General features: G+C 63.1%; 21 protein-coding genes and 1 rRNA gene (1 of these 22 only partly in view). 14 read left to right on the forward strand and 8 right to left on the reverse strand.

Going from position 1 to position 26,063, the window contains the following annotated elements; all coding sequences use genetic code 11:
• Both BR24_RS01450 and BR24_RS01455 read right to left on the reverse strand, forming a co-directional pair.
• Nucleotides 1–87, reverse strand: a 16S ribosomal RNA gene (locus tag BR24_RS01450); it reaches 1,467 nt to the left of the window's first position.
• A gap of 547 nt (nt 88–634) precedes the next feature.
• Nucleotides 635–1,855 (reverse strand): SLC13 family permease, encoded by a 1,221-nt coding sequence (locus BR24_RS01455; protein WP_496539736.1) that lies wholly within the window; start codon nt 1,853–1,855, stop codon nt 635–637.
• Nucleotides 1,856–2,075: 220 nt separating this feature from the next.
• Here BR24_RS01455 and dnaE point away from each other — a divergent pair, with 220 nt between their 5' ends.
• The 4 genes from dnaE (at nt 2,076) to aroE (ending at nt 7,756) form a co-directional block, all read left to right on the forward strand.
• Complete coding sequence (gene dnaE, locus BR24_RS01460) at nt 2,076–5,573, forward strand: DNA polymerase III subunit alpha (protein WP_496539737.1); 3,498 nt, start codon at nt 2,076–2,078, stop codon at nt 5,571–5,573.
• Entirely contained in the window at nt 5,570–6,364 is a 795-nt protein-coding gene (locus BR24_RS01465; RefSeq protein WP_496539738.1) for a 4Fe-4S binding protein, read from the forward strand. The genes dnaE and BR24_RS01465 overlap by 4 nt, the downstream gene beginning before the upstream one ends.
• Nucleotides 6,365–6,486: 122 nt before the next feature.
• A complete protein-coding gene (locus BR24_RS01470; protein WP_496539739.1) occupies nt 6,487–6,810 on the forward strand; it encodes an IscA/HesB family protein in 324 nt (107 codons plus the stop codon).
• Nucleotides 6,811–6,940: 130 nt separating this feature from the next.
• Nucleotides 6,941–7,756: a shikimate dehydrogenase gene (gene aroE / locus BR24_RS01475; RefSeq protein WP_496539740.1), complete on the forward strand. Its 816-nt coding sequence runs from the start codon at nt 6,941–6,943 to the stop codon at nt 7,754–7,756.
• Here aroE and BR24_RS01480 read toward each other — a convergent pair.
• Complete coding sequence (locus tag BR24_RS01480; protein ID WP_496539741.1) at nt 7,753–8,217, reverse strand: DUF3124 domain-containing protein; 465 nt, start codon at nt 8,215–8,217, stop codon at nt 7,753–7,755. The two genes, aroE and BR24_RS01480, sit on opposite strands and share 4 nt — an antisense overlap.
• A gap of 144 nt (nt 8,218–8,361) precedes the next feature.
• On the opposite strand from BR24_RS01480, the gene blaOXA reads away from it, so the two are divergent.
• The 6 genes from blaOXA to cbiD all read left to right on the forward strand — a co-directional run bounded on the left by blaOXA (nt 8,362) and on the right by cbiD (nt 13,576).
• Nucleotides 8,362–9,153 (forward strand): class D beta-lactamase, encoded by a 792-nt coding sequence (gene blaOXA, locus BR24_RS01485; RefSeq protein WP_496539742.1) that lies wholly within the window; start codon nt 8,362–8,364, stop codon nt 9,151–9,153.
• 38 nt (nt 9,154–9,191) lie between these two features.
• Entirely contained in the window at nt 9,192–10,376 is a 1,185-nt protein-coding gene (argJ, locus tag BR24_RS01490; RefSeq protein WP_496539743.1) for a bifunctional glutamate N-acetyltransferase/amino-acid acetyltransferase ArgJ, read from the forward strand.
• Nucleotides 10,377–10,385: 9 nt separating this feature from the next.
• Nucleotides 10,386–10,583 carry a tautomerase family protein gene (locus BR24_RS01495; protein WP_496539744.1) on the forward strand — a complete coding sequence of 66 codons (198 nt, stop codon included), beginning with the start codon at nt 10,386–10,388 and terminating at the stop codon, nt 10,581–10,583.
• 64 nt (nt 10,584–10,647) lie between these two features.
• Nucleotides 10,648–10,977: a hypothetical protein gene (locus BR24_RS01500; protein WP_496539745.1), complete on the forward strand. Its 330-nt coding sequence runs from the start codon at nt 10,648–10,650 to the stop codon at nt 10,975–10,977.
• A 1-nt stretch (nt 10,978) separates the two neighbouring features.
• Nucleotides 10,979–12,490, forward strand: coding sequence for an SDR family oxidoreductase (locus BR24_RS01505; RefSeq protein WP_496539746.1), 1,512 nt, complete (start codon nt 10,979–10,981; stop codon nt 12,488–12,490).
• 12 nt (nt 12,491–12,502) lie between these two features.
• Entirely contained in the window at nt 12,503–13,576 is a 1,074-nt protein-coding gene (gene cbiD, locus BR24_RS01510; RefSeq protein ID WP_496539747.1) for a cobalt-precorrin-5B (C(1))-methyltransferase CbiD, read from the forward strand.
• 97 nt (nt 13,577–13,673) lie between these two features.
• Here the strand turns inward: cbiD and BR24_RS01515 are convergent, their stop codons facing one another.
• From BR24_RS01515 to BR24_RS01530, 4 genes are all read right to left on the reverse strand, one after another.
• Complete coding sequence (locus BR24_RS01515) at nt 13,674–14,585, reverse strand: flagellin N-terminal helical domain-containing protein (RefSeq protein WP_018125905.1); 912 nt, start codon at nt 14,583–14,585, stop codon at nt 13,674–13,676.
• Between the two features lie 436 nt (nt 14,586–15,021).
• On the reverse strand, nt 15,022–16,704 hold the full coding sequence (locus BR24_RS01520) for a flagellar hook protein FlgE (RefSeq protein ID WP_496539748.1): 1,683 nt from the start codon (nt 16,702–16,704) through the stop codon (nt 15,022–15,024).
• 47 nt (nt 16,705–16,751) lie between these two features.
• On the reverse strand, nt 16,752–17,495 hold the full coding sequence (locus BR24_RS01525; RefSeq protein ID WP_496539749.1) for a flagellar hook assembly protein FlgD: 744 nt from the start codon (nt 17,493–17,495) through the stop codon (nt 16,752–16,754).
• Between the two features lie 17 nt (nt 17,496–17,512).
• Entirely contained in the window at nt 17,513–19,195 is a 1,683-nt protein-coding gene (locus BR24_RS01530) for a flagellar hook-length control protein FliK (protein WP_496539750.1), read from the reverse strand.
• Nucleotides 19,196–19,418: 223 nt separating this feature from the next.
• On the opposite strand from BR24_RS01530, the gene BR24_RS01535 reads away from it, so the two are divergent.
• A complete protein-coding gene (locus BR24_RS01535; protein ID WP_496539751.1) occupies nt 19,419–20,570 on the forward strand; it encodes a CgeB family protein in 1,152 nt (383 codons plus the stop codon).
• A 15-nt stretch (nt 20,571–20,585) separates the two neighbouring features.
• The gene (locus BR24_RS01540) at nt 20,586–22,001 is read left to right on the forward strand and encodes a glycosyltransferase family 9 protein (RefSeq protein WP_496539752.1); all 1,416 of its coding nucleotides are present in this window, start codon (nt 20,586–20,588) and stop codon (nt 21,999–22,001) included.
• Here the strand turns inward: BR24_RS01540 and rnc are convergent.
• A complete protein-coding gene (gene rnc / locus BR24_RS01545; RefSeq protein WP_496539753.1) occupies nt 21,998–22,687 on the reverse strand; it encodes a ribonuclease III in 690 nt (229 codons plus the stop codon). The genes BR24_RS01540 and rnc overlap by 4 nt on opposite strands.
• A gap of 16 nt (nt 22,688–22,703) precedes the next feature.
• On the opposite strand from rnc, the gene BR24_RS01550 reads away from it, so the two are divergent.
• Nucleotides 22,704–24,830, forward strand: a complete 2,127-nt coding sequence (locus BR24_RS01550; protein WP_496539754.1) for an acetate--CoA ligase family protein — start codon at nt 22,704–22,706, stop codon at nt 24,828–24,830.
• Between the two features lie 76 nt (nt 24,831–24,906).
• A complete protein-coding gene (locus BR24_RS01555; protein WP_496539755.1) occupies nt 24,907–25,968 on the forward strand; it encodes a phosphotransacetylase family protein in 1,062 nt (353 codons plus the stop codon).
• The last annotated feature ends 95 nt before the right edge of the window (nt 25,969–26,063 follow it).

Here is a 26,063-nt window from a genome sequence, read left to right on the forward strand (position 1 = left end):
CTCCCGAAGGAGACTTTCTCGCACGACTTGCATGTGTTAAGCACGCCGCCAGCGTTCAATCTGAGCCAGGATCAAACTCTCCAGTTGAATAACTTGGAGTATTAGTTTGATCACTCTCGTCACAAGCTGACCCTAACGGGTCATGTGATTAAGCGATCTTTCGCTCAACTCGCTATTTAATTGTCAAAGACCGAAGTTCCGTTTCTCGGAACGCCTTGCCGAAGCAAGGAAGGGCAAACTATGTTTTTGCGTCGCCCCTGTCAACCGTTTTTTTAACTTTTTTTCGGCCGCCCCGTTTGGGACATTCCGAAAAGCCGCTCCGGCTAACCGCTCGATATATTTGGAAAGAACAAGTCGCTCCGTTTGGCCCGTGCGGGCTGCCCCGTCGCGACGAAGAGAGGTTCTACGGAAACACCCTTCACAGGTCAAGCGCTTTTTTCGAAAAAATGCGCTTTTCTTTCATTCGATTTTCAAGATGTTGATTTTACACACTTATTTTGAAGGTCTTTTTGGACTTCCTCGGTCGGCCCTGCCTTCTTGCCCCAACTCAGCCTGCGATACCCGCAGTCCTACGCCTTATATTCTTCGCTTTTCGCAGTATGCAATGCCGCTTTTTCGCGATGCGAACCCTTCACTAATAGATCAGGGGCAGCGCAAATCCGAGCCACGAGGCCATCAGGATTGCACCCATGCAATTGAGAACCGCGCCGAGAAGCATCATCCGGGCAAGGGAAGCCCCGCGCATTTCACCGAAGGCCAGCGCATTGGCCGGGGTGGCCACCGGCGTCATGAAAGCGCAGGTGGACGCCACCGACACAGCCAGCATCACCGGAAGCGGGTCGATCCCCTGCCCCTGAGCCGCCATGTGCACCACGGCGAAGAACCCCGCCACCACCACCGTGTTGCTCAAGACTTCCGTCAGGAAGATCACCCCGAGCACGGACAGGAACATGAACCACCACGGCGAGAGCGGCAGCACGAGCCCTTGCCCCATCCATTCAGACGCGATCTCGTCCACGCCGGTCATCCGTGCCGCGGCAAACACCCCTGCAAGCAGCAGCAGAAAGGCTATTCCCCGTCGCGGGATGCCGCTGGTCATGTCCAGCGCGCGCAGCAGCGCTTCGCCTTTCCCCTTATATATGAATAAGAGACAGGCATACGCGACCGTGAATCCCATGGCCAGATACGGAGCGACCCGGTCAAACCCTTGAATGAGCTGCCCGGCAACGGCTTCCAGCGACCAGAACAACAGAAACACCACGAAGGCCTTCACGCCGAAACGCTGCTTGGCGGTCAGCTCGCCCGGTCCGGCGCAGGCCATGGCGATTCTCCCGGCGCGCAGCTTCCGGTTCAGCCCCAGCCCGGCCGCCACGAACCACGCCGCGATGCAGAACATCGCCACGAGCGGCACGGACCACAGGAACCAGTTGAAGAACGTCACCGACTCGCGGCCCGGAACGGCAAGCAGATCCAACGCAACCAGCAGCACGGCATTGGCGGGCGTGCCTATCATGGACCCCATCCCGCCGATACCGGCGCCGTAGACGGCAGCCACCATCAGCGGCGTGGTCATGGTCTCAACACCCACCCGGCGAAAGTCCTCGTCCAGCGTCTTGAGTATGGGAATGAGCGTCAGCACTGTCACCGCGTTGGGGATGAACGCGGACAGGATCGCGGACGCAACCACTATATATAGTATTAGGCGCGAAGGCCGCCCCCCGCTCCTGACCACGGCGGCCCGGACGAATGCTTCGGTGAGGCCGTTCACCGCCAGCATCCGGTACACGAGGTACGCGCCGCCGAAGAGCAGTATCAGAGGCAGCCGTTCCCATATGGCGAGGAAAGGTTCGTTCATTACTATATATATCCCGATGCGAAATATCCGAACGTGCTCGTCCACGGTTCGAGCCTCAAGAACCTTAGCCGTAAAAGCCACGCAATGACAACACGATGTCTCCGCTTGTGCCCGCGGACACTGTCCTCTGGTCCACACGCCCTGCCCGCTTCCGTATCCAGACCTTTTCGGATACACTGCCGCTTCCGCAAACAAAGCCTTCAGGGAGCGAAGCATATACATGGCCGAATTCGTCCATCTTCACGTCCATACGGAGTTCAGTCTCCTCGACGGAGCCATCCGCATCAACGACCTGTGCCAGCAGGCCAAGGACTTCGGCATGCCCGCCGTGGCCATCACGGACCACGGGTCCATGTTCGGCGCCGTCACCTTCTACACCACCGCTCTGGACATGGGACTCAAGCCCATTATCGGCTGTGAGGTCTACGTGGCGCCCGGCGACGTGGACGACGCCGAAGCCCACAACCGCAAGGACAAGCCCGGCGGCTACCATCTGGTGCTGCTCGCCAAGAACAACAAGGGCTACAAGAACCTCATCAAGCTCGTGTCCTGGGGCTACCTGCACGGCTTCCACTACAAGCCGCGCGTCACCAAGCACTGGCTGAACCAGCATTCCGAAGGACTCATTGCCCTGTCCGCCTGCCTTGCGGGCGAAGTTCCGCGCAAGCTCATGAACGAGGGTCTCGACGCGGGCGCGGCCATGGCCAGGGAATACGAGGCCATTTTCCCGGGCAATTTCTACCTTGAGCTCCAGGACAACGGCATCGGCGACCAGACGCGGCTGAACGACCTGCTCATCCAGTGCAGCGAAAAGACCGGCCTGCCGCTGGTGGCCACCAACGACTGCCACTACCTCACCGCCGAGGACTACGAGGCGCACGACACCCTGCTGTGCATCCAGACCCAGAAAACCGTGGACGACGAGAAGCGGTTCCGGATGGACACCAACCAGCTGTATTTCAAATCCCCCGAGGAGATGGAGCGCGCCTTCGCCCATGTGCCCGAGGCCATCAAGAACTCCCAGCGCATTGCGGAACGCTGCAACCTGACCATCGAGCTGGGCAACTACTCCTTCCCGGTCTACGAGCTGCCCGAGGGCGTTTCCATAGACGAAGAGTTCGTGCGCCTGTGCCGCGAGGGTCTGCAAAAACGCATCGAGGTGGCCCCGTACGAGGTGGACGAAAAGGTCTACTGGGACCGGCTCGAATACGAGCTGGGCGTCATCCGCGAGATGGAGTTTCCGGCCTACTTCCTCATCGTGCAGGACTTCATCAACTGGGCCAAGGACAACAAGATTCCCGTGGGCCCGGGGCGCGGTTCCGCCGCAGGCTCCATCGTGGCCTGGGCGCTCAGGATCACAAACATCGACCCCATCCCGTATGATCTGCTCTTCGAACGCTTCCTGAACGTTGAGCGCGTGTCCATGCCGGATATCGACGTGGACTTCTGCGAACGCCGCAGGCTGGAGGTGGTGCGCTACACCGCCGACAAATACGGCGAAGACCATGTGGCGCAGATCACCACCTACGGGACCATGAAGGCCAAGGCCGTCATCAAGGACGTGGGCCGCGCGCTTGGGCTGAGCTTCGCCGAGACCGACCGCATCGCCAAGCTGATCCCGGAAGACCCCGGCGTCATGGCTCAGCTGCTGGGCGTCCCCAAGGCCAAGATCACCGTGGAGAACGCGGCCAAGGGCGTTCAGGAACTGCGGGAGATGACCCGCGACGACTCCAAGGTCGCCAAACTCATCGATATCTCCAAACGCCTCGAGGGAATGGCCCGGCACGCCTCCACCCACGCGGCGGGCGTGGTCATCTCGGAAAAGCCCATGACCGAGTATCTTCCCCTGTACACCGGGAAGAAGGGCGAAGTCGTGACCCAGTACGACATGAAGAAGGTGGAGAAGGTCGGCCTCATCAAGTTCGACTTCCTCGGCCTGCGAACCATGACCGTCATCGAGGACTGCCTCGACATCATCCGCGAGCAGGGGCGCGAGGCCCCGGACCTGGACACCCTGCCGCTTGACGACGCCAAGACCTACGAGATTTACAGCACCGGCGACACGGACGGCGTGTTTCAGGTGGAGTCCTCGGGCATGCGCAAGTATCTGCGCCTGCTCAAGCCCAACTGCTTCGAGGACGTCATCGCAATGCTGGCGCTCTACCGCCCCGGCCCGCTGGGTTCCGGCATGGTGGACGAGTTCATCAAGCGCAAGCACGGCGAGGTGGAGGTCACCTACCTGCACCCCTCTCTCGAGGAGACGCTGGCCCCGACGTACGGCGTCATCGTGTATCAGGAGCAGGTCATGGCCTGCGCCATGATCATCGGCCGCTACTCGCTCGGACAGGGCGACCTGCTGCGCCGCGCCATGGGCAAGAAGATCCCCGAGGAAATGGCCCAGCACCGCGAGAGCTTCCTCGAAGGCGCTCAGGAAAACGGCATCGCCAAGAAGACGGCCAACGACATCTTCGACCTCATGGAGCAGTTCGCGGCATACGGCTTCAACAAGTCCCACTCCGCGGCATACGCGCTGGTCTCCTACTACACGGCGTACCTCAAGGCCCACTTCCCGGTGGAGTTCATGGCGGCGATCATGAGCTCGGAAATGAGCAACACCGACAAGATCATCATGTACGTCAACGCCTGCCGCGACATGAACATCAAGGTGAACCCGCCCAACGTCAACTCGGGCATGGCCCGCTTTTCGGTGAAGGACGGGGAGATTCTCTACGCCATGGCCGCCATCAAGAACGTGGGCGAGGAGGCCATCAACGAGATCACCGCCGAGCGCGAGCAGAACGGCAAGTTCAAGAACATTTTCGACTTCTGCGAGCGCATCAACCTCAAGCGCGTCACCAAGCGCGTGTTGGAGTCGCTGAACAAGGCCGGGGCATTCGAATGCTTCGGCTGCACCCGGGCCTCCATTGCCGAGGATCTGGAGCGCGCCGTGGCGCTGGGGCAGAAAAAGGCCAAGGAGAAGGACTCCGGCATGCTGAACATGCTGGACATGCTGGGCGGCAAGCAGGAGGGCGAGGCCATGGCAGGCCCCGAGCCGAGCGACGTTCCCGAATGGGAGGAGCGCGACATGCTCACCATGGAGAAGGAGGTCATCGGCTTCTTCCTCACGGGCCACCCCCTGCTGGCCTACCGCCACGAGATGAAGCGGCTGCGCATGAACACGCTGGAGGAATGCAAGACGCTCTCGAAAGGCATGGAGGTCAAGGTCCCGGTCATCGTCACCGACCACAAGGTGCACATCACCAAGAAGGGCGACAAGATGGCCTTCTGCAACGCGGAAGACCTCACCTGCACCGGCGAGGTGACCATGCTGCCCAACGTCTATGCCGAAGCCGCCGAGCTGCTTCTCGAAGACCAGCCATTCATGGTCGAGGGCAAGGTGGACTCTCGCGACGACGAGGGAGAAGGCCCCAAGTCCGCCAAGATTCTGGCTGAAAAGGTCTCGCTGCTGGCAAAGTACGTCACCGGCAGCGACAAACCCGTCCCCATCGAACTCAGGCAGGACCAGGTCACTGACGAGGCGCTGGATTCGCTGCAGGAACTCATCAAGAAACACCGGGGCGAGACACCGGTGGTCCTTCGCATGAAGACCGAGGATTCCATCGTGTCCATGCGTCTGGGCAACGGCTGGAAGGTCTTTCCCTCGCCCGACTTCTGGAAGGACGCAGACGCATGGAAAAAACCGCTGGAGGCATCATGAGCGCACCCGTCGAACTGATATATTTCTCGGCCACAGGCACCACCCGCCGCATTCTGGAGGCGGTCGCCCGCACCCTCGGCCCGGACGAGGTGGTCCGCACGGACCTGACCCCGCCGGACGACTCCGAGAACGTCAACAGCCCGGAACAGGGGCTGGCGGTAATCGGTGTCCCGGTCTACGCGGGCCGCGTGGCCCCGCCCGCCGCCGAGCGGCTCCGCGAGCACGTCTACGGCGACGGCCGCCCGGCAGCCCTCGTGGTCCTTTACGGCAACCGCGATTACGAGGACGCGCTGCTGGAACTCAAGGACATCGCCGAAGACCTCGGCTTCATCCCTGTTGCCGGAGCGGCCTTCATTGGCGAGCACTCCTATTCCACGCCGGAAAAGCCCGTTGCCGAAGGCAGGCCGGACCTCGACGACGAAAAACGCGCCGAGGAATACGGCCGCAGGATTCGCGAAAAGCTCTCGCGCGGCAGGCCGTCCTCGCTTCCGGAGTTCGAACTGCCGGGCAATCGCCCGCACCGCGAAGGCACCCAGCCCAACGAGGTGGCCCCGGAGACCGACCCGCAACGCTGCGTGCTGTGCGGCGAATGTGCCCGTTCCTGTCCCATGGGGGCCATCACCGTCACCGACGAGGTGGTCACCGAGGCGCTGAAGTGCGTGATGTGCTGCGCCTGCACCCGCATCTGTCCCTTTGACGCCCGCTCGCTGACCCATGAACGCGTGGAAGGGTTCCGGGACATGCTCAGCACCAAGTTCTCTGCCCGCAAAGAGCCGGAGTTCTTCGTATAATCGTCTCAGCGAGGGCACCGCATCAGGCCTGCGGATTCTTGAACTGCGGATGAATCGCGGTTTTCGATTTGACCGGGCCTTTATGCGTGCTTACCTCTGTACGGAACCCCAAAGGAGGACACATGATCAAATTGACCGACATCGCGGCCGAAAAAATCCGCGAACATTTTGGAGACAACGAACCCCAGCCCATCCGCGTCTACCTTGGAGGCGGGGGTTGTGCAGGCCCGCAGCTCATGCTGGCCATTGACGAGAAAAACGAAGAGGACGCCGCGTTCTCCTTCGACAACATCACCCTGCTGGCGCAAAAGGAACTGCTCGACGCGACCGGCACCGTCACCGTGGACGCCAACGACTACGGCTTTCAGGTGGCCTCGGAGAATCCCATCGCCGCAGGCGGCGGATGCGATTGCAGCTCCGGCTGCGGCTCCGGCTGCGGCTGCTAGATTCCAGCCATCAGGCAAAGGCCCGGCATCGTCATGACGATGCCGGGCCTTTTTCATGCGCCACGCTCGGGAGTCACTTTCACCGTCGCGCGCTCTTTCGCTCCAATCCGCTTCCGGTTATGGTGAGCGCATGACGAAAATCCACGGAATCATCGGCTGGCCGCTCGGACACTCCCTGAGCCCGGCCCTGCACAACTTCGGTTTCGAATCCATCGGCCTCGACGCCCGTTACGAGGCGTGGCCCACTCCGCCCGAGGACCTCGGCGACTTCATGGACCGCTTCCGCTCCGAGAACATTCGGGGGGCCAGCGTGACCATCCCGCACAAACGCACCGTCATGCAGTATGTGGACGAGATGACGTTTCGGGCCAAGTCCGTGGGTGCGGTCAACACGCTTTTCTGGAAGGACGGCAGCATCTGGGGCGAAAACACGGACGTGATCGGACTGGCCGAACCGCTGCGGCAGCTCGACGAACTGCCAGCAAGCGCCATGATCCTCGGCGCGGGCGGCGCGGCCCGGGCCGCGGCGGCAGCCCTGCGCGAACTGGATGTGGAAAATGTCACCGTGGCCAACCGCACCCGGAGCAAGGCCGAGATCATCGCGCACGACTTCGTCTTTCGGGCCGTGGACTGGCAGGCACGCATGGACGAGCGCCCGGAATTGATCATCAACACCACGCCGCTGGGCATGTCCGGCGATCTGGAGGCTTTCAGCCCGTGGGACGCGGACCGCTTCCCCGAAGGCTGCGTGGTTTACGACATCGTCTACAACCCCCTCAGGACAAGGCTGCTGCGCGAAGCGGACGCCGCGGGCTGCCGCACCATCGAGGGGCTGGAGATGTTCCTGCATCAGGGGCTGGCCCAGTTCAGGCTCTGGACCGAAAGGAATCTGGACGAACAGGCGGCGCGGAGGCTGCTGCTGGAGCAGCTCGGCGCAAGAGGCTAGTCCTCCAGCGGCACGCCGTCGCAGACGAAGGAGATGCCCTGCTGCGAGGCCGCGCCGATCATCACCGCCTGAATGATGGGCTCGGTGATTCTGTGCGCGGCTTCCCAGTCCACGATGAAGTTGGCCCCGGAGCCGCCGTCGGTGTTCTTCTCGGGGATCTTGACCTCGAAGGTCTCCAGCGGCTGAAGCACGACCGGCTCCTCGAGAAAGTCGCGGACCTTGTTGCCGTGGTCATCATAGTATTCCACGAGGGAGATGGTGATGGGCGTGCTGCGGTCCACGTTGCGGATGCTCAACAGAATGGCCAGGTCGAATATGCGGCTTCTGGGACCCTGATACACGTGCGAGTAGGCCGGGACATAGACGGACTGCTCGACGAGCGGGGCCTCCTCGGCCGAGGCCGGAAGGGCCGCGGCAAACCACAGCACGGGAAGCAGCATTACTGCGCGCAAAATCTTCATTGCTCGACTCCTCAAAGGGTTTCGGGAGGGTTTCAGACTACGGGCAAAGCCATTCTCATGCAAGACGTTCCGGCTTTGCTTGCCCCGCGATATCTGCTAGACGTTTGCTGTCATTGTCGGAAAACCCTTACCCGGAAACCGCCCATGAGAAAGATACTGCTTCTCGCGGCCGTGCTGGCCCTCGCCGCATGTTCCGCCGTCAAGCCCGCGGCGAAGACCGAAACGGTCCCGCAGGACATCCCGCCCACCGAGAAATCCATCGCCATATACCGCCTGCCGCAGGGTGAATGGGTCATCCGCAACGGTCCGCGCGCCGAAACGCCCTTTCTGCCGGCCTCCACCTTCAAGATTCCGCACACGCTCATCGCGCTCCAGTCGGGTGCGGTGGAGCCCGACGAAGTCTTCGAATGGGACGGCAGGGACCGCGGGTTCGAACCGTGGAACCGCGACCTGACGCTGGAACAGGCGTTCCGCTGGTCGGCCATCTGGGTCTACCAGAAGATCGCGCGACGCATCGGCCCCGAACGCATGCGCAATTATGTGGAGCTCATCGGCTACGGCAACGCGGACATCGGCGGCGCCATCGACTCCTTCTGGCTCGACGGCGATCTGCGCATCACCTCGCGCCAGCAGATTGACTTCCTGCGACGACTGCACGCGAACAAGCTGCCGTTCAACCGCGAGCACATGGACTTCGTCAGGCAGATCATGGTCCGCGACTCGGGCCGGGGCTGGCTGATGCGCGCCAAAAGCGGCTGGGCCCAGCGCATCGCCCCGCAGCACGGGTGGATGGTCGGCTGGATCGAGAAGGGTCCCGAGACCACCTTCTTCGCCACCAACGTGGAGATCACCGAGCGCGCCCACGCAAAGCTGCGCATGGTGTATACCAAGAGCGTCCTGCGCGAGATCGGCGCCATTGGACCGGAACAGGAATAAAAGAACAACGACAGCAACTCCGACACGGGAGCAAGCATATGACATTCATACCCAAGGGATTTCACTTCGCCACGGCCGCGGCCGGATTCAAGCACGAGGGCCGGGACGATCTGGCACTCATCGCCAGCGACCGCCCCGCCGCGGTTGCCGGAGTCTTCACCCGCAACCTGTTTCAGGCCGCCCCCGTACTTCAGTGCAAGGCCATGCTCGGCCGCATCGACCGGGCCAGTACCTTTCTGGTCAACTCCGGGCAGGCCAACGCCAGCACCGGCGAGGAAGGGCTCAAGCGGTGCCGCGAGACCCTGAACATGGTCAGCCGCGCCACCGGGTATCCGGCGGACGAGATTCTTCCGGCCTCCACGGGCGTCATCGGCCCGCAGCTCATCATGGAGAAATGGGAGCAGGCCGTCCCCGCGCTGGCGGACAGCCTCGGCAAGGCCACCCCGGAACAGGCCGCCCGGGCCATCATGACCACGGACACCGTGCCCAAGCTCGCCTCGGCAGAAGTGGCGCTCTCCGGGGGCACGGTGACGATAATGGGCATGTGCAAGGGCGCGGGCATGATCTGCCCGGACATGGCGACCATGCTGGGCTTCATCTGCTGCGACGCGGACGTGGCCCCCTCGGCATGGCGCGACATGCTGGCCCCGGCCGCCATGAAGACCTTCAACCACATCACCATCGACGGCGACACGAGCACCAACGACTGCGTCATGGGGCTCGCCAACGGCGCAACCGGCGTGAAAGCACAGAGCGAGAATGACCTGTACCTGCTCTACCACTCCCTGCTGCACGTGTGTCAGGACCTGGCCTACAGCATTGTCCATGACGCCGAGGGCGGCACCAAGGTGGCGCACATCAGCGTGAAGGGGGGCAAGAGCGACGAAGAGGCGGAGCAGGTGGCCCGGGCCGTGGGACATTCCCCGCTGGTCAAGACCGCCCTGTTCGGCTGCGACCCCAACTGGGGACGCATCACCGCCGCTGCCGGGCGCTCCGGTGCCATGTTCAACCCTGAAAAGCTCGTGCTGACCATCGGCGGCGTCACCGTCTACGAGAACGGCGGGCCGGTGGAGGGCGACATGGACGCCCTGCTCAAGCCCGTCATGGCCGAGACCGACGTCGAGATCGGCATCAGCCTCGGCGCGGGGCGGGGCGAATACACCCTGCTGGCCTCGGACCTGTCCAAGGAATACGTTTCCATCAACGCGGACTACCGCTCGTAGGGGGGAACCATGCCGATACTCAGACTCGAGACATGGGAAGGGCTCGACAAGGAGACCAAGCGCGACTTCGTGGAGTCCGCCACGCGCGAGACCTGCCGCGTACTGGGCTGCCCGCCCGAGGCCGTGACCGTGATCATCGACGAGGTCTCCAAAGAGAACTGGGGCGCGGCCGGGGAACTGTGCACGGAACGCTTCCCCGACAAATAGAAATCATTGCGGAAGCATCAGTTTCCGGCAGTATCGAAATCACAATACCCATTGGAGGCGAAGCATGACCCGACACCGTTCCATCCTGCCCCTTTGCGCACTGCTTCTGACCGCCTTCGCCCTGAGCGGCTGCGGCAAGGACTGGGTGAATCCCAACATCGCCAACCCGCGCAAGGAGGATGCCATCTTCGAACAGGACAGCAAGATATGCCACCGGTTCGCCGAGGAGCAGCATCCGCAGATGAACGAGGTGGGGCAGCGCGAGCCGCAGTACGACGACGAGATGCAGCGCGACGAGGTTGACTTCGTCGAACATGAAAAGGCTTACTCCGCGTGGGAAAAGTGCATGCGCGAGCGCGGCTGGATAACCCGCAAGGAATATCTGGGGGAATAGCGTGAGCGATACCAATGACGCACCGCCGGTTCTGGTGCTCGGCGCCACAGGCTACGTTGGCGGCAGGCTCGTGCCCATGCTCCTCTCCAGAGGCTGGAAAGTCCGCGCGGCGGGACGCAGCACGGCCAAGATTACCGCACGCTCATGGGGCGACCACGAAAACCTCGAAGCGGTGGAGGCCGACCTCTTCGACGAGGACAGCCTGCGCAGGGCCATGCAGGGGTGTGAGACAGCGTACTATCTGGTTCACTCCATGTCCGCCAAGCAGGACTTTGCCGAAGCCGACCGTGAAGCCGCCTACAACGCGGTGGAGGCGGCCAACGAGGCGGGCCTGAAGCGGTTCATCTACCTCGGGGGCCTCGGCGAAGAGTCGCAGGACGGCCCGGAACTGAGCCACCACCTGCGCTCCCGCGCCGAAGTGGGCCGCATCCTGAAGCTCGGTTGCGCGGACACCACCATCCTGCGCGCGGCCATGATCCTCGGCTCCGGGTCCGCGTCCTTCGAGATAATGCGCTACCTGTGCGACCGGCTGCCAGTGATGGTCACGCCGCGCTGGGTCAACACCAAGGCGCAGCCCATCAGCATCCGCAACGTGCTCGGCTACCTCGCGGGCTGCCTCGACACCCCGGAGACCATCGGCCAGACGCTGGACATCGGCGGGCCGGACATTCTTTCCTATGCCGAACTGTTCCAGATCTACACGCAGGAAGCGGGACTGGGCCGCCAGCGGCTGATTTCACTGCCCGTCATGACGCCCCGGCTCTCCTCGTACTGGATCAACCTCGTGACTCCGGTGCCCATGGGGCTGGCCCGGCCGCTGGCCGAAGGGCTCGCCAACGAGGTCATCTGCCGCGACAACCGCATCCGGGACATGATCCCGCAGGACCTCGTCTCCTGCCGCGACGCCATCAAGTTCGCCATCGCCCGCACCAAGCAGATGCAGGTGGACACCCACTGCTTCGACACCGGCGACGCCTGCGTCCCGGAGTGGTCAGCCGAAGGAGACGCCTCCTTCGCGGGCGGCACGGTCTTTCGCGACAAGTACGTGGCCCGGCTTCAGGGCGACGTGGAAAAGGTCTGGGACGTCATCGCGCACATCGGCGGCGATTCCGGCTGGTACTTCGGCGACCCGCTGTGGCGGTTCCGGGGCTTTCTGGACCGGCTGCTCGGCGGTCCGGGCCTGCGGCGCGGCAGGACCGATCCGGACTCCGTGCGCATCGGCGACGCTCTTGACTTCTGGCGCGTGGTGGACGTGCGGGACAAGAAGCGCCTGCTGCTCAAGGCAGAGATGCGCCTGCCCGGCGAGGCCCTGCTCGAGTTTCGCATAGAGCCGCTGTGGGAGAAGGCCGTCGAGCTGCGCATGAACGCCAGCTTCATGCCGCGCGGTCTGTTCGGGCTGCTCTACTGGTACGCGGTCTACCCCTTCCACACGCTGATCTTCGGCAACATGATCGAGAACATCGCGCGGCTGGCCAGCGTGCACATGTACGAACCGCCCAAGAAGGTCAAGTAGGGACCGTCAGCCATGCCCCCACTGCGCACCGGCGTTACCACCGGCACCTGCGCCTCGGCTGCCGCAAAAGCCGCGGCCGTCCTGCTGCTGTCCGGCAACCGGCCGGAAACCGCGGATGTGCCCCTGCCCGGCGGCGGACGCATCGAAGTGCCGCTGCACACCTGCCGCATGGAAGGCGCAGTCGCCCGCGCCGTGGTTATCAAGGATTCGGGGGACGACCCCGACGTCACCGACGGCCATGAAATCCACGCCGTGGTCGCGTTTGCCGATACGGATCAAGCTGACATCGTCATACGTGGCGGAACAGGGGTTGGCACCGTGACGCTCCCGGGGCTGCCCGTGGCGGTCGGCGACCCCGCCATCAACCCGGTTCCGCGCGAACAGATTCTGGCTTCGGTCCGGGAAGTTCTTGCCGACCATCAACCGCGCTCCCTTGCACTCACCATTGAAGTGCCCGAGGGCGAACGGCTGGCACAGGCCACCATGAACCCGAGGCTGGGCATAACCGGCGGCATCTCCATCCTCGGAACGCAGGGCATCGTCAAACCCTACTCCCACGACTCGTGGAAGGCCTCGATCCGCGAGGCGCTGGACGTTGCCCGCGCCACCGGCGAGCAGGCTCCGGTCTTCACCACCGGACGCCGTTCTGAAAAATTTCACCTGAGGCATCATCCCGACACCTCGGAACAGGCTCTGGTGCAGGTCGCCGACTTCTTTGCCTTTTCCATGCGCGAAGCTGCGTTGCGATCGTTTCAGGAAGTGCGGTGGGCGGTGTTTCCGGGCAAGCTGGTCAAGCAGGCGCAAGGGCTGGAGTACACGCACGCCAAGACGCACCCCGTGGATTTCGGACTTCTTGCCGACCATTGCAGGGAAGCGGGCGTCCCGGCGGACATGCTCGGTGCCATCGAAGGGGCGAACACCGCCCGTCAGGTCTTCGACATGCTCAAGGGCAGCGACGCGTTCCCCTTCCTGCTGGAGAGCCTTGCCCGACGCGCGACGGATAATGCCCGCCGATTCGCCGGGAGAGCCGTCCGGATCCGATACGCCGTGTACGACTTCGACGGATCCCTTCTTCTGAGCCGCTGACGCGGCGCCCATTTCGTACCCCACAAAAAACGGAAGCCGAAGGGCGCTTCCTGCGCCACTTCGGCTTCCGATTTCCCCTCGTCTGTCGCTAGCGGTATTAACCGCCGATGAGCTGCATGGCCATCTGAGGCAGCGAGTTCGCCTGAGCCAGCATGGCGACTGCCGACTGGGTCAGGATCTGGTTGCGGACGAACTGTGTCATTTCGTTCGCCACATCGACGTCGGAAATGCGGGACTCCGCAGCCTGAAGGTTTTCAGCCTGAATCTGCAGGTTGGTGATGGTGTTCTCCAGCCTGTTCTGCAGGGAACCGAGACCGGCGCGGATCTTGTCCTTGGAGATGATCGCGTCGTTGATGGCGTCCATGGCCTGCTGCGCGAGTTCCTGCGTGGACACGGTCTTGCCCGCATTGGGGTTGGTGGTCTTGTCCGCGGCGGAGTGGCCGAGACCGAGCGCGGAGGCGCTCGCACCATTGATCTTGATGTAGTAGTAGTCTTCCGCCGAGTCGTTACTGGTACCGAAGTGGACCTTGAGCGGACCCGTGGCGCTCAGACCGGACCCGTCGTGCTGGGATTCCAGACCGGACAGGTTTCCGTTGAGCAGATAAATTCCGTTGAAGTCGGTGGCGTTGGCGATACGGGTGATCTCCGAAGACATGGCCTGATACTCGGAGTCGATGATCAGACGCTGGTCGGAGTTGTACGTACCGGTGGACGCCTGCATGGCCAGCTCCTTCATCCGGATGAGCTTTTCGTCGATGACCTGCAGCGCTCCGTCTGCGGTCTGGATCATCGAGATGGCATCGTTCGCGTTTCGCACACCCTGGTTGATGGAGTTGATTTCCGAGCGCATCAGCTCGCGAATGGCCAGCCCCGCGGCGTCGTCGGCAGCGGTCCCGACACGCAGACCCGAGGACAGCCTGCGGGTGGACGTGGACAAGTTGCCGTAGGCGTCCGAAAGGTTTCTGGCCGCGTTCATGGCCATCAGGTTGTTGTTAATAACGAGAGACATCGGTAACCTCCTTGTTGTTACGCAAATCCATTTGGCTCTCTTTAAGCATCTCGCGTGCCAACAGGATTTTGTTCAATATTTTCAAGCTACTAACCCTGTAAACAAAGTCTAGAAAAGACAGTTATTCCGGCCGGATGGCAAAATCGACCGCCTTTGCGTCAGTGTTTCGGCGGCTTCTGGCGGGAAGAAAATTCCGATCGGAAACCCTTGTGTCCGCAAAGGCTCTGCGCGACCTGCCGAATCTACCGGCATGGCGCGCTTGCGGCTGACGAAGCGGCGGGAAAGAACACCGCGCCGGCAACGGCGCGAAACAAGAAAATGCGGGCCTTCCGGTTGGGGATTCCGGAAGGCCCGCTTTCTATCAGCCCCCGCGGGGAGACGGAGGCGGCATCGGAGAAGGAGTCCGTCGTTTACGGCTTCTTCGTCATGGGTCTGTTTAGCGCTTCATGGCGATGACTTCACTAAGCATGGAGTCCGCGGAGGTGATGACCTTGGTGTTGGCCTGGAAACCCCGCTGGGTGGAGATCATGCGCACGAACTCGTTTGCCATGTCCACGTTGGATATTTCGAGCGAGTTGCCGTCCACGGTGCCCTTGCCTGCGGCGCCGGCCTGTCCCGTGAGCGCAGGACCGGAGTCGCGCGTCTCGGAGAACAGGTTGCCGCCTTCGCGGCGCAGTGACCACTTGTTGGAGAAGGTCGCCAGCGTCACGGCGTACAGCTCGATGACCTGCCCGTTGGAGTAACGTCCCGAGAGAACACCGTCACGGGATACGGACATGTTCTGGAGCACGCCTGCCGCGTAGCCGTCCTGGCTCTGGAAGATGGTGGACGAGCCGCCGGTGTCGAAGCTCTGGGTCGCCAGTGCCGATATCTCCACATCGCGCATGTTGGGCAGACGGCCGGTGTTGCTGATGCTCGTGGTCATGGCGGCCGCGTTGGACGGCAGGTTGCCGATCTGGGTGTCCCAACCGAGGCTGTGCGGGATGCCGCCGTTGCTCGAGAGGTTCTTGGCGCGCAGGCCGAAGTTCATCTCGATGGGGTTGGCGTCCGGCCGGTTGGTTGCGCTGGCGTTGGAGATGCCGAGGAAGTTGGCGGTGAACAGCGGGTAGCCGTTGACGGACATGTCGGCCAGCGACCAGTCGTCAAGCGACTTGGGGTCGCCGCCGCCGTTGCTCTTGAGCGTGAAGGCGCTCTGTCCCACCAGCTGGCCCTGGCGGAAGGTCAGGGTGCCCGCCATGAGCAGGCCTGCGGCGGAGGTGTTCGCCATCGTGGTGTCCAGCCCGTTCTGGCCGGAAAGGATGCGGCCGTCCTCGTTGGGCTCGCAGGTCACGATGTATTCCCAGACCGTGTCGCCGCCCGCGTTGGAGAGCTGGACCTGATCGAAATACGTGGTGACGTTGTGCGGCGCGCCCACTTCGTCAAAGACCTTGATGGTGGAACTGTACCCGTAGCCTCCCGTGGCAAGCGGCGGCTCGTTCTGGCCGTTCCATGCGTTCTGCAGGGCGAAATACGGACTCTCGCCCGGGTTGGTGCCGCCGGTGGTCCTGTCCCCCGCGGTGGGGTCGAGGTTGGTGACCATGTTGATGTTGGTGGTCACCTGCGGCGGCGACTGGAAATTCTCGATACGCACATCGGTGGGCGTTCCCACGATGCGCGTGGACGCGGTCTGCGCCAGGTTGGACACGGACGCGCTCGCCACCGACGCGGTGGAGCGTTCCACTTCCCATCCCTGCACCACATAACCATGCGGGTCCACGAGATATCCGTCCTTGTCGAAGCGGAAGGCTCCGGCGCGGGTGTACAGATCCTCGTCCGTGGTTTTCGGCGAGACCATGAAAAAGCCTTCGCCCGAGATGGCCATGTCCGTGGTTTCGGAAGTGGACTCGAATGCGCCCTGTCCGAAGTCGGAATATACTGCCGCCACGCGAACTCCGCGACCCACCTGACCGAAGCCGTTGGCCGTGGAAATATCCTGACTCATGAGGTCCTCGAAATGCATCCGGGACGCCTTGAAGCCCGTGGTGTTCACGTTGGCGAGGTTGTTGCCGATGACCGTCATCCGTTCCCCGTTGACGTTGAGGCCCGTAATGCCGGAATACAGCGATGCGGTAAGACCCATGGTAAACCTCCTGAGGTTCTCCGATTATGCCTTGTGTTCGATCCGCCCTAGGCGTCTTCGGAAGCATCCCCGTCGCTTCCGCTTTCCCCGTCGGGGGTTTCATCGACCTTCGCGGGATCAACGACTTCCTTGACGTTGGCGAAGTTGATGTACCGTCCGTCTTCGAGACGCAGGTAGATCTGTCCCTGCTCGTTGACGACGCCGGACACCTTGCCCGCGATCTCGGTCTGCATCATGACCGGCTCGCCGTTGGTGTCTTCTGCAAGGATGCCGACGGAATAAATGCCGTCGGGGACTTCCTCGCCCGCGTCGTTGCGGCCGTCCCATTCGTACTCGTAGGAACCTGCCTGCTTGCTGCCCATCTCGACCGTGCGCACGATGGCGCCGTCCTGATCGTAGATGTTCAGCTTGATCTTGGAGACGGCTTCACCGGCTCCGTAGAAAATCTTGGCGACCTCGCCGTCGCCCTTGCTGACCTTGTAGCCCTGAGCGGTCACGTCCTTGCCCATGTAGCCGACGGCGTCGAACATGTCGTTCTTGGTCTGGGAGGCGAGCATGGACTCAATGCCGGTGTTGATGTTCGTCAACTGTTCGAGCTGGGAGAACTCGGAAAGCTGCGACGTCATCTCGGTGTCCTTCATCGGGTTCATCGGGTCCTGATGCGTCAGCTGCGCCACCAGAATCGTCAGGAAATCATCCTTCTTGATGTCCGATTCGTTCTTGGGAGCGTTGGTTTCATCCAGACGGCGCTCCTGCGAACCGAGAATATGTCCGGTATCAACGTACGACATGACTTCTTCCTCCTGAATCAGGCAACCACGTGCAGACCCTGTTGGGTAAGATTTGCCCTTTGCTCAGGATTGTTCACATCCCGTGCCAAAGCATCGGCGTCGCCGCGCATCATGCGCATCCTGTCACGCAGGCGAGCGGCTTCTTCCTGATTTTTCGCCATATTGTGCCCCTGCTCCCCGAACCAGTTCATGCCGTCCTGACTGCCGCCGAGACCGGTCTGGACTTCCAGCCGGGAAACCTTGACCCCCTGCTCCTGCAACGAGTTGCGGATGCTCTCCAGCTGGTCGGTGAGCATACGGGCGGTCTCGGGGTTGTCGGCGCGGATCACGGCGCGGACTTCGTCCCCACGGCTCTGGAGCACCACGTGCAGCTTGCCCAGATTTTCCGGGTTCAGCTGGACGGTGAGCTGCTTGTTGCCCTGCCCGAGATTCTTGATGAAGGCGTTTTCCACCTGCTTGGCCATGCGCGGGGCGGCGGTGCGCTCGGTCATGGTCTGGGCGGTGTCGCTCTTGGCGGATGCGCTGTTCTGCGTCGCGGCGAACTCGTTGGAGGTCTTCACCGCGTTGCGCAGGCGGGCCTGTCCGCCGGCGGCGGGATCTTCCCGGAGCTTCGAGAAGAAGGACCTCCAGGAGGAAAAATCATCCGCTTCGCTCTCGCCCTCGCCGGACGGCTGCATGAAGGACTCCATGGCCGCGTCGCGACTGTCCTTCTGGCCGGTGTTGGCATTCATGCCGCCATTGTTGCCGCGCTCGTTCATGGCCAGCCGCTGGCGCATGTCCACGTCGGCGCCGAGATGCTTGGCGGCGTGACCCTGATTCTTGCCTTCGGCGGTGGCTTCCTTGAGCGCGTCGCTCACGGCCCGAACCAGCCTGGCATCCTTGGAGTCCATGCGGTCGAGTTCGTCGCGGAGACCGGCGAACGCTTCGCGCAGCCCCTTGGGATCCTGTGCCTTGCTCATGAGTTCGCGCAGCTTGGCCGAAGCCTCCTTGGAAAGACTCATGGCGGATACGAACGCCTCTATCTCGTTCTTGTCGAGCTTGATGTTGGCATCGTCGCCCATGGCGGCCAGCTTCTGCTGAATGGTGTCAAGCGCCTTTTCGGTGTCGCCGTTGCGGAGCATGTTCAGGACCTTCTCGGCGCCCTTGGCGTCAAAGCCCAGTTTGTTCAGGAAGGAGGTGAGACCCTTGACCTGCTCATCGCTCAGGGAAACGCCCTTCATGCCCTGCATCTTCTGGGAGAGGAAACCGACGAACTGACCCCAGGTCAGGCCTTCCTCACTGGCGGCCTGCTCTTCAAGGTCGCGTATTTCCTCTTCGGACAGCCCGTACTCCTTGAGGTCCTCCTCAAGATTCCGGACATCCTCTTCGGTCATGCGCTCGTCTGCCGCCTTCTCGGGCGGCACCTCGTCCTGACGGTTTTCCGCGCGCTCCTTCTCGGCCGCCTCGACCGCGGATTCGCCCACTTCATGCTCGCGGGACTCCTCGGCCCTGTCGTCAACCGCCCTGGACGCGGTCTCGGCCATGCGGTCATCCGCTGAGACCGAGGCTGTGGCGCAGTCCTCGCCGACCACTTCGGCCTGCTTGAGAAGCAGTTCGTCGAACAGATTGCCGCTCATGTCGGCGTTGACGTTCTTCACCGCTTCGGACTGCCACTTGGTGGCCGCATTCTTGTGCTGCTCGCTGATGGGAACATTCTGCATCTCGGACTCCTTTGCCCCGGAAGCAATCAAGTACCGTGCCAAAAAAATGGTCCACTTTTTCGACAGTTTAACCGGGAAGACGCGGGGGAAGGTTTTTCCTCCCGTGCGTTTTGCGCCCAACCCATGGACATATAGGCCCTGCGGGGGTACACCTCGAAGAATGAATTACCCGGAAGGATACAACCCGCCGAAGTTGCCCGAAAATCCGCCCAGAATTCTGCTCATGACCAGCCAGTATTTCCTGCTCGGAGAAGTGCTGGCGGCCCTGAACAGGCTCGATGTACCTTGCAGACTGCTGGATTTCGGGACCAAGGAGATGGACCTCGACACCTTCGTGTCCACGGTCCGCGACACCCTGAACGATTTCAAGCCGGACTTCGTGCTCACGGTGAACCATCTGGGCGTGGACCACGAGGGCGTGCTGGCGCAACTGCTGGCCGAAGCGGACATCCCGCTGGCCTCATGGTTCGTGGACAGCCCCTTCCTCATTCTGGACACCTACCGGAATCTCACCGGCTGCCGCACTGCCCTGTTCACGTGGGATGTGGACACGGTGTCCCCGCTAGCCCGCTTCGGCTTCGACACGGTCCACCACCTGCCGCTGGGCTGCGACGCCACGCGGTTCGTGCCCGGCGACCGGGCCGTTCCCGAAGAGTGGCGGGCGCGCGTGTCCTTTGTGGGCAATTCCATGAAGACCAAGACCGAACGCCGTTTTGTGGCGGCGCGCCCCTCGTTCTCGCTGGTAGAGGCGAGCTTCGATCTGGCCGAGGAATTCGTGGAGGCGGACGAGCGCACGGCAAGGGAATTCATCGCCCGCGTCCGGCCCGACCTGAGCGCCGAACTGGACGCCATCGAGCCCGGCCGCAAGCTGGCCTACGAGACCTACATCACGTGGCTGGCCACCTGCCTGTACCGGCGCGACTGCATCGCGCGGACCATGCCCTTCAACCCGCTGCTCGTGGGCGACAAGGGCTGGACCGAGCTGTTCAAGCATGTGAAGGGCTGGCGATATCACAAGGAACTGAGCTATTACGACGACCTGCCCTCGTTCTACCCAGTGAGCGAGATCAACTTCAACTGCACCAGCCGTCAGATGAAGGGGGCCGTGAACCAACGCGTGTTCGACGTGCCCTGCTGCGGCGCGTTCCTGCTCACGGACGACCGCATGGGGCTGGAAGACCTCTTCGAGCCCGGCAGGGAAGTGATCGCCTACCGCAGCAAGGACGAGATCCCCGAGCTGCTGGAACGCTACCTCGCAGACCCTGACGCCCGGCAGCGCATCGCGGACGCGGGGCGCAGGCGGGTTCTGACCGAGCACACCTATGACCACCGCATGGCTTCGCTCATCGGGCACATGCGGGCAACCTTCGGATAAACGGGGATTCGGCGCATGGACAAGCCCGTCCTCGTGCTCCAGATGCAGCGCATGGGCGACCTGATTCTGTCGTTCCCGCTCTTTCTCTGGCTCGCACGCGAATACCCCGGACGCGAGATTCTCGTCGCGGCCGAGGAATCCTTTTTCCGCCCCCTGATGCCGGTCTCCCCCAAGGTCACGTACATTCCGTGGAACGGTGCGGAGGTGCTCAGAAAGCGCCAGTATCGCGCCGTGGTGAACCTGAGCATTCAGGAAAAGGCCGCGCGCCTGTGCCACGACCTTCAGACGGAGGAGCGGTTCGGGCCGTCCATGGACGCGCAGGGCGTGCGATACGTGCACGGCGACTGGCAGATGTACCGCAGCTCCCTCGTGCGCAACAACCGCTACAATCGCTATCACTGGGCCGATCTGAACGCGCTGGACTGCATCCCGCTCAGGCGCATGGCAGAGACGCGCTTCGACACGCCCCGCACCCTGCCGGAAGACGTGACGCGGGTGGGGCTCTTTCTGGGCGCAAGCGAACCGGCCAAGCGCCCTTCGGCGCGTTTCTGGGCAGGACTGGTGCTCGCCCTGCTCAACCGGGGCCTCCGCCCGGTGCTCTTCGGCGGCCCCGCCGAGGTCGAGCTGGGCAGAGAAGTGGAGCGACTCGCCAAGGCGCCGGCGCTCAACCTCTGCGGCAGGCTCGGCCTCGACGAGTTCGGGGCGGTGGGCCAGACGCTGGCCCTGTTCATCACCCCGGACACCGGCCCCATGCACCTCGCGGCGTGGACCGGCCTCAAGTGCCTGAACCTGAGCATGGGCAACGTGAACCCATGGGAGACCGGACCGTTCCAGCCCGGACACTATGTGCTGCGCTCGGATCTGGACTGCGCCAGAGGGTGCTGGGTGTGCGTGAGGGACAGCCTGGAGTGTCGCGGCCCGTTCGACCCCAAACGCATCGCCGCCCTCGCCCACCGCATGGCCCGCGGCGCCAGCGCCGACCAGCTGGCCCGGATGCGACTGCCCGGACTGGACCTGTTCCGCACCGCGCGCAACGGGCACGGCCTGTATCATCTTGAGCGGCTCTGCGAGACGGAGTGCCGCCCGGACGAGGACCGGCTGCTTTCAGGGTTCTGGCAGGCCTTCTTCGGCCATCATTTCGGATTATGGGCGCAGGACCGCCCGGAAACGGCGCTGGAGCGGGCCCGGGAGCTGGCGCCCGAGGAAACGGGGCGGCTGCTTTCCCACCTCTCCGAGACCGGCAGACAGTTCCGCAACGGCGTGGCGAAAGGCGAGCTGCTGAACGAATCCTTCTGGTCCGAGAGCCCCAGAGAGATGCGCCCGTTCAACGGACTCGCCCACATGATGCTGGAAAACGGCGACTTCCGCCCGCAGGCATGGCGCTCGGTGCTGGCCATGCTGGAGCGGCTGGTGGCGGTGGCGTCCGCCTAGTCGAAGGGCTCCCCGAGCGCTTCGAGCGCGTGACTGGCCGCGTGCTGTTCCGCACGCCTCACGCCGGAGCCGGAGCCGTCGAAGGTCCGGCCGTCGGGGATGGTCACCTCCACGTCGAAAATCTTCTGGTGCTCGGGGCCGCGGGTTCCGGTCAGCACGTACAGGGGGCGGTCCTGAAACAACCGCTGCGTCACTTCCTGAAGGCGGCTCTTGTAGTCCTTGCGGACCGGCAGAACCGGCTTTTTCGGCCAGCGGGACTCGAACATGGCGAGGATGACCTCGCGCGCCCGGTTGAACCCCGCGTCGAGGAAAACCGCGCCGAACAGGGCCTCCAGCGCGTCGGCCAGCAGCGCGTCGCGGTCGCGCCCGCCCTGCCGCTCCTCACCCTTGCCCAAAAGGATATACTCGTGCAGGGAAATGCCTCTGGCAATGACTGCAAGGCTTTCCTCCTTGACAAGGTCCGAGCGGATGCGCGTAAGAATGCCCTCCGGCGCGTCGGGATAACGCTTGAATCCCTCTTCGGAAATGCACAGCTCCAGCACCGCGTCTCCAAGATACTCAAGTCGTTCGTTATGATCGCCCCCGCCGGACTCGTTGGCGTAGGAACTGTGTGTCAGCGCGGTTTCCGCGTGCTTGACTTGGCTGAAACGATAGTGGATAGATGCCTCAAGACATGATATATTCACAAGAGATCCTAAATTTATGATGATTTCCGTCGACAGGTCCAAAGCTCTTTTCCACCCGGACTCCGTGGCCGTGGTGGGTGCATCGCGCAGCTCCTCGAAACTGGGGAACCTCGTGGTCGCCAACCTGCAGGCCGCAGGATACAAGGGGAAAATCTTTCCAGTCAATCCCGCAGGCGGAACCATCCGCGATCTGCCCGTCTACCCATCCTGTGCCGACCTGCCCCGCCCGCCCGACCTCGGCGTCGTCTGCCTGCCTCGCGACAAGGTCCTCGACGCCATGCGCGAACTGGCCGAGGCCCACGTGGGCGCCATCGCCGTGCTCTCCGCCGGGTTCCGCGAAACCGGCCGCGACGGGCTGGAACTGGAACTGCAAATGGCGGACATGGCCGCGCGGTACAACTTCACCCTGCTCGGCCCCAACAGCCTCGGCATCATCGACGCATCCTCCGGGCTCAACGCCTCCATCGCGCAGGACGCGCCCATGCCCGGCAACATAGGCTTCTTCTCCCAGTCCGGTGCCCTTTGCGCGTCCGTGCTCGACTGGTCGCTGGAAAACGGCATCGGCTTCTCCCGCTTCCTGAGCCTCGGCAACAAGGCGGGCATCACCGAGGCCGACGCCCTCGAGACGCTCGGGGACGACCCAGCCACCTCGGTCATCATCGGCTATCTGGAGTCCCTCGACAACGGCCGCGACTTCATGAACGCCGCCGCACGCGTCACCGGACGCAAGCCCGTCATCATGATCAAGGCCGGCGTCACGCAGGCCGGCGCACGAGCCGTATCCAGCCACACCGGAGCCGTGGCCGGCTCCGAAGCCGCCTGCACCGCAGCCTTCAAGCAGTCCGGCATCATCGTGGCCGACGGCCTCGACTCGCTGTTCGACCTCGCCCGCGCCTTTTCCACCCAGCCGCTGCCCAAGGGCCCGAACCTGACCGTGGTCACCAACTCCGGCGGCCCCGGCATCCTCGCCGCAGACGCCTGCGAAAACTCGGACCTCGAGCTGCCGCGCCCCTCCGACGCCACGCTGGAGAAGCTGCGCGAAGCACTGCCGTCCTATGCGGCCCTCTACAATCCCATCGACATCATCGGCGACGCGGGCGCAGACCGCTACAAGGCCGCGCTGGAAGCCGTCGCCGAGGACCCGGCCACCCACAGCGTCCTCGCGCTGCTCACGCCCACGGCATCCGCGGAGATCATGGAGACCGCACAGGTCATCGCCGAAGTCTCCAGAAACTCCGACAAGCCCTTTTTCGCCTGCCTCATGGGCGACGAAAAGGTCGGCCCGGGGCGCGACCTCCTGCTCGAATCCGGCGTCCCCTGCTACGCCTACCCCGAGCCCGCCGTGGCAGCAGCCGACGCCATGTACACCCAGTGGCGCTGGCAGACCCGCCAGTACCCGGTGGAGATCTGCTTCCGCCGCGACCGGGGCAAGGCCGAAAAAGTCTTCAGGTCCATGCGCGACATCGGCCTGACCGAGATTTCCGGCCCGCAGGCCTTCGACGTGGCCTACGCCTACGAACTCCCCGTCCCCGAGACCAAGCTGGCCCGCACCGCGGATCAGGCCGTGAAGCACGCCAAGAAGATCGGCTACCCAGTGGCCCTCAAGCTCGTGGCCGAAGGCGTCGGCAACATCAGCGAATTCGGCGGCGTCAGGCTCGCCCTGCACACCCCCGACGACGTGCGGCAGGCCTTCTTCGACATCACCTCCGCCACCACCCGCAACCGCCCCGACGCGCACGTCTCCGGCTGCTTCGTGCAGGCCATGGGCCCCGAAAACGCCCCGGAATGCACCGTGCGCATCAAACAGGACCCGCAGTTCGGCCCCCTGCTCGAATTCGGCATGTCCGGTCCGTCCGCGGAGTTCCTCGGCGACCGGGCGCACCGCATCGCGCCCCTCACCATTCAGGAAGCGCAGGCCGTGATTCGCGAAATCCGCCTGTTCCCCCTGCTGCAGGGCGCACGCGGCAAGAAGGCCGCCGATCTCAAGGCACTTGAGGATATCGTCCTGACCATGTCCCAGTTCGCAGACGACTTCCCCGAAGTGCTCGAAGCCGAGCTCGACCCGGTCATCGCCGGGCCCGAAGGGGCGCTCGTCACCGGAATACGCGTCGTGCTCGGCGAGCCTTGCCAATCGCGGGACTGATGCGCTACATGCATGAAAGGATGGAAAGCGCCACGCAGCACCCCGGCGCCAACCGAAACAACAAAGGATGCACGCAATGCCCGGTCTCTACATAGGTTCCACCAGCGGTTACTCAGGCAAGAACATGATCGTCATGGGCATAGGCCAGAAGCTCCTCAAGGACGGGCTGAACATCGGCTACATGAAGCCCGTCGGCGCCATGCCCGTGGAATCCGAAGGCAAACTCGGCGACGAGGACGCCCTCTTCGTGCAGGACATCCTCGGTCTGGAGCAGGACCCCGAGATGGTCACCCCGGTCGTGGTCACACAGGACTTCAAGGTCAAAGCCTTCACCGGCAAGATCGACGGCCTCTCCGACCGCATCGCCGACTGCTACCAGAACATTTCCAAGGACCGCGACCTGACCCTCGTGGCAGGCTCCGGCTCCATGTATTCCGGCAAATACTGCGACACCGACGCCGTCACCATCATCAAGAAACTCGGCATCAAAGCCGTCATCATCGACCGCTTCGAAAAAGAGTTCAAATACGACTACCTCGCCATGATGAAGGAACACCTCGGCGACCAGCTCGCAGGCGTCATCCTCAACGACGTGCCCCCGCACTTCATGGAAGAAGTCAACCAGCTGCTCGCACCCTTCTTCGAACGACGCGGCATCAAGGTCCTCGGCGTCATCCCCAGAGACCCCCTCATGGGCGCCATCAAGGTCGGCGACCTCGCAGACCGCCTCGGCGGCAAGATAATCTCCGCACACAACAAGGCGGACCGCGTCGTCGAAAGCTTCCTGATCGGCACCATGCAGGTCGAAAACTTCATGACCCACTTCCGCAAAAAGAAGAACTCCGCCATCATCGTCGGCGGCGACCGCTCCGACGTGCAGCTCGTGGCACTCGAAGGCGACTGCCCCTGCCTCGTGCTCACCGGAAACCTCTACCCCAACGACATCATCCTCACACGCTCGGAAGTGCTCGAAACACCCATCATCATGGTGCGCGAAGACACCTACTCCGTCGCCAAGAAGATGGACTCCATCCTCTCACGCCACAAACTCCGCGACGCCATCAAAATCAAACAGGGCGCCGACCTCGTGGCAGAAAACATCGACTTCCAGTACCTCAAAAACGAACTCGGCATCTAAACCGGCCCTCGTCGCAGATAACAGCATGGCGCGATTTTAGGTCGCGCCATGCTTTTTTTCGCCTCCGGCGGGTCTCCGACGGGCCCTTCAGGCGG

It is taken from the genome of Pseudodesulfovibrio halophilus DSM 5663 (assembly GCF_059568665.1).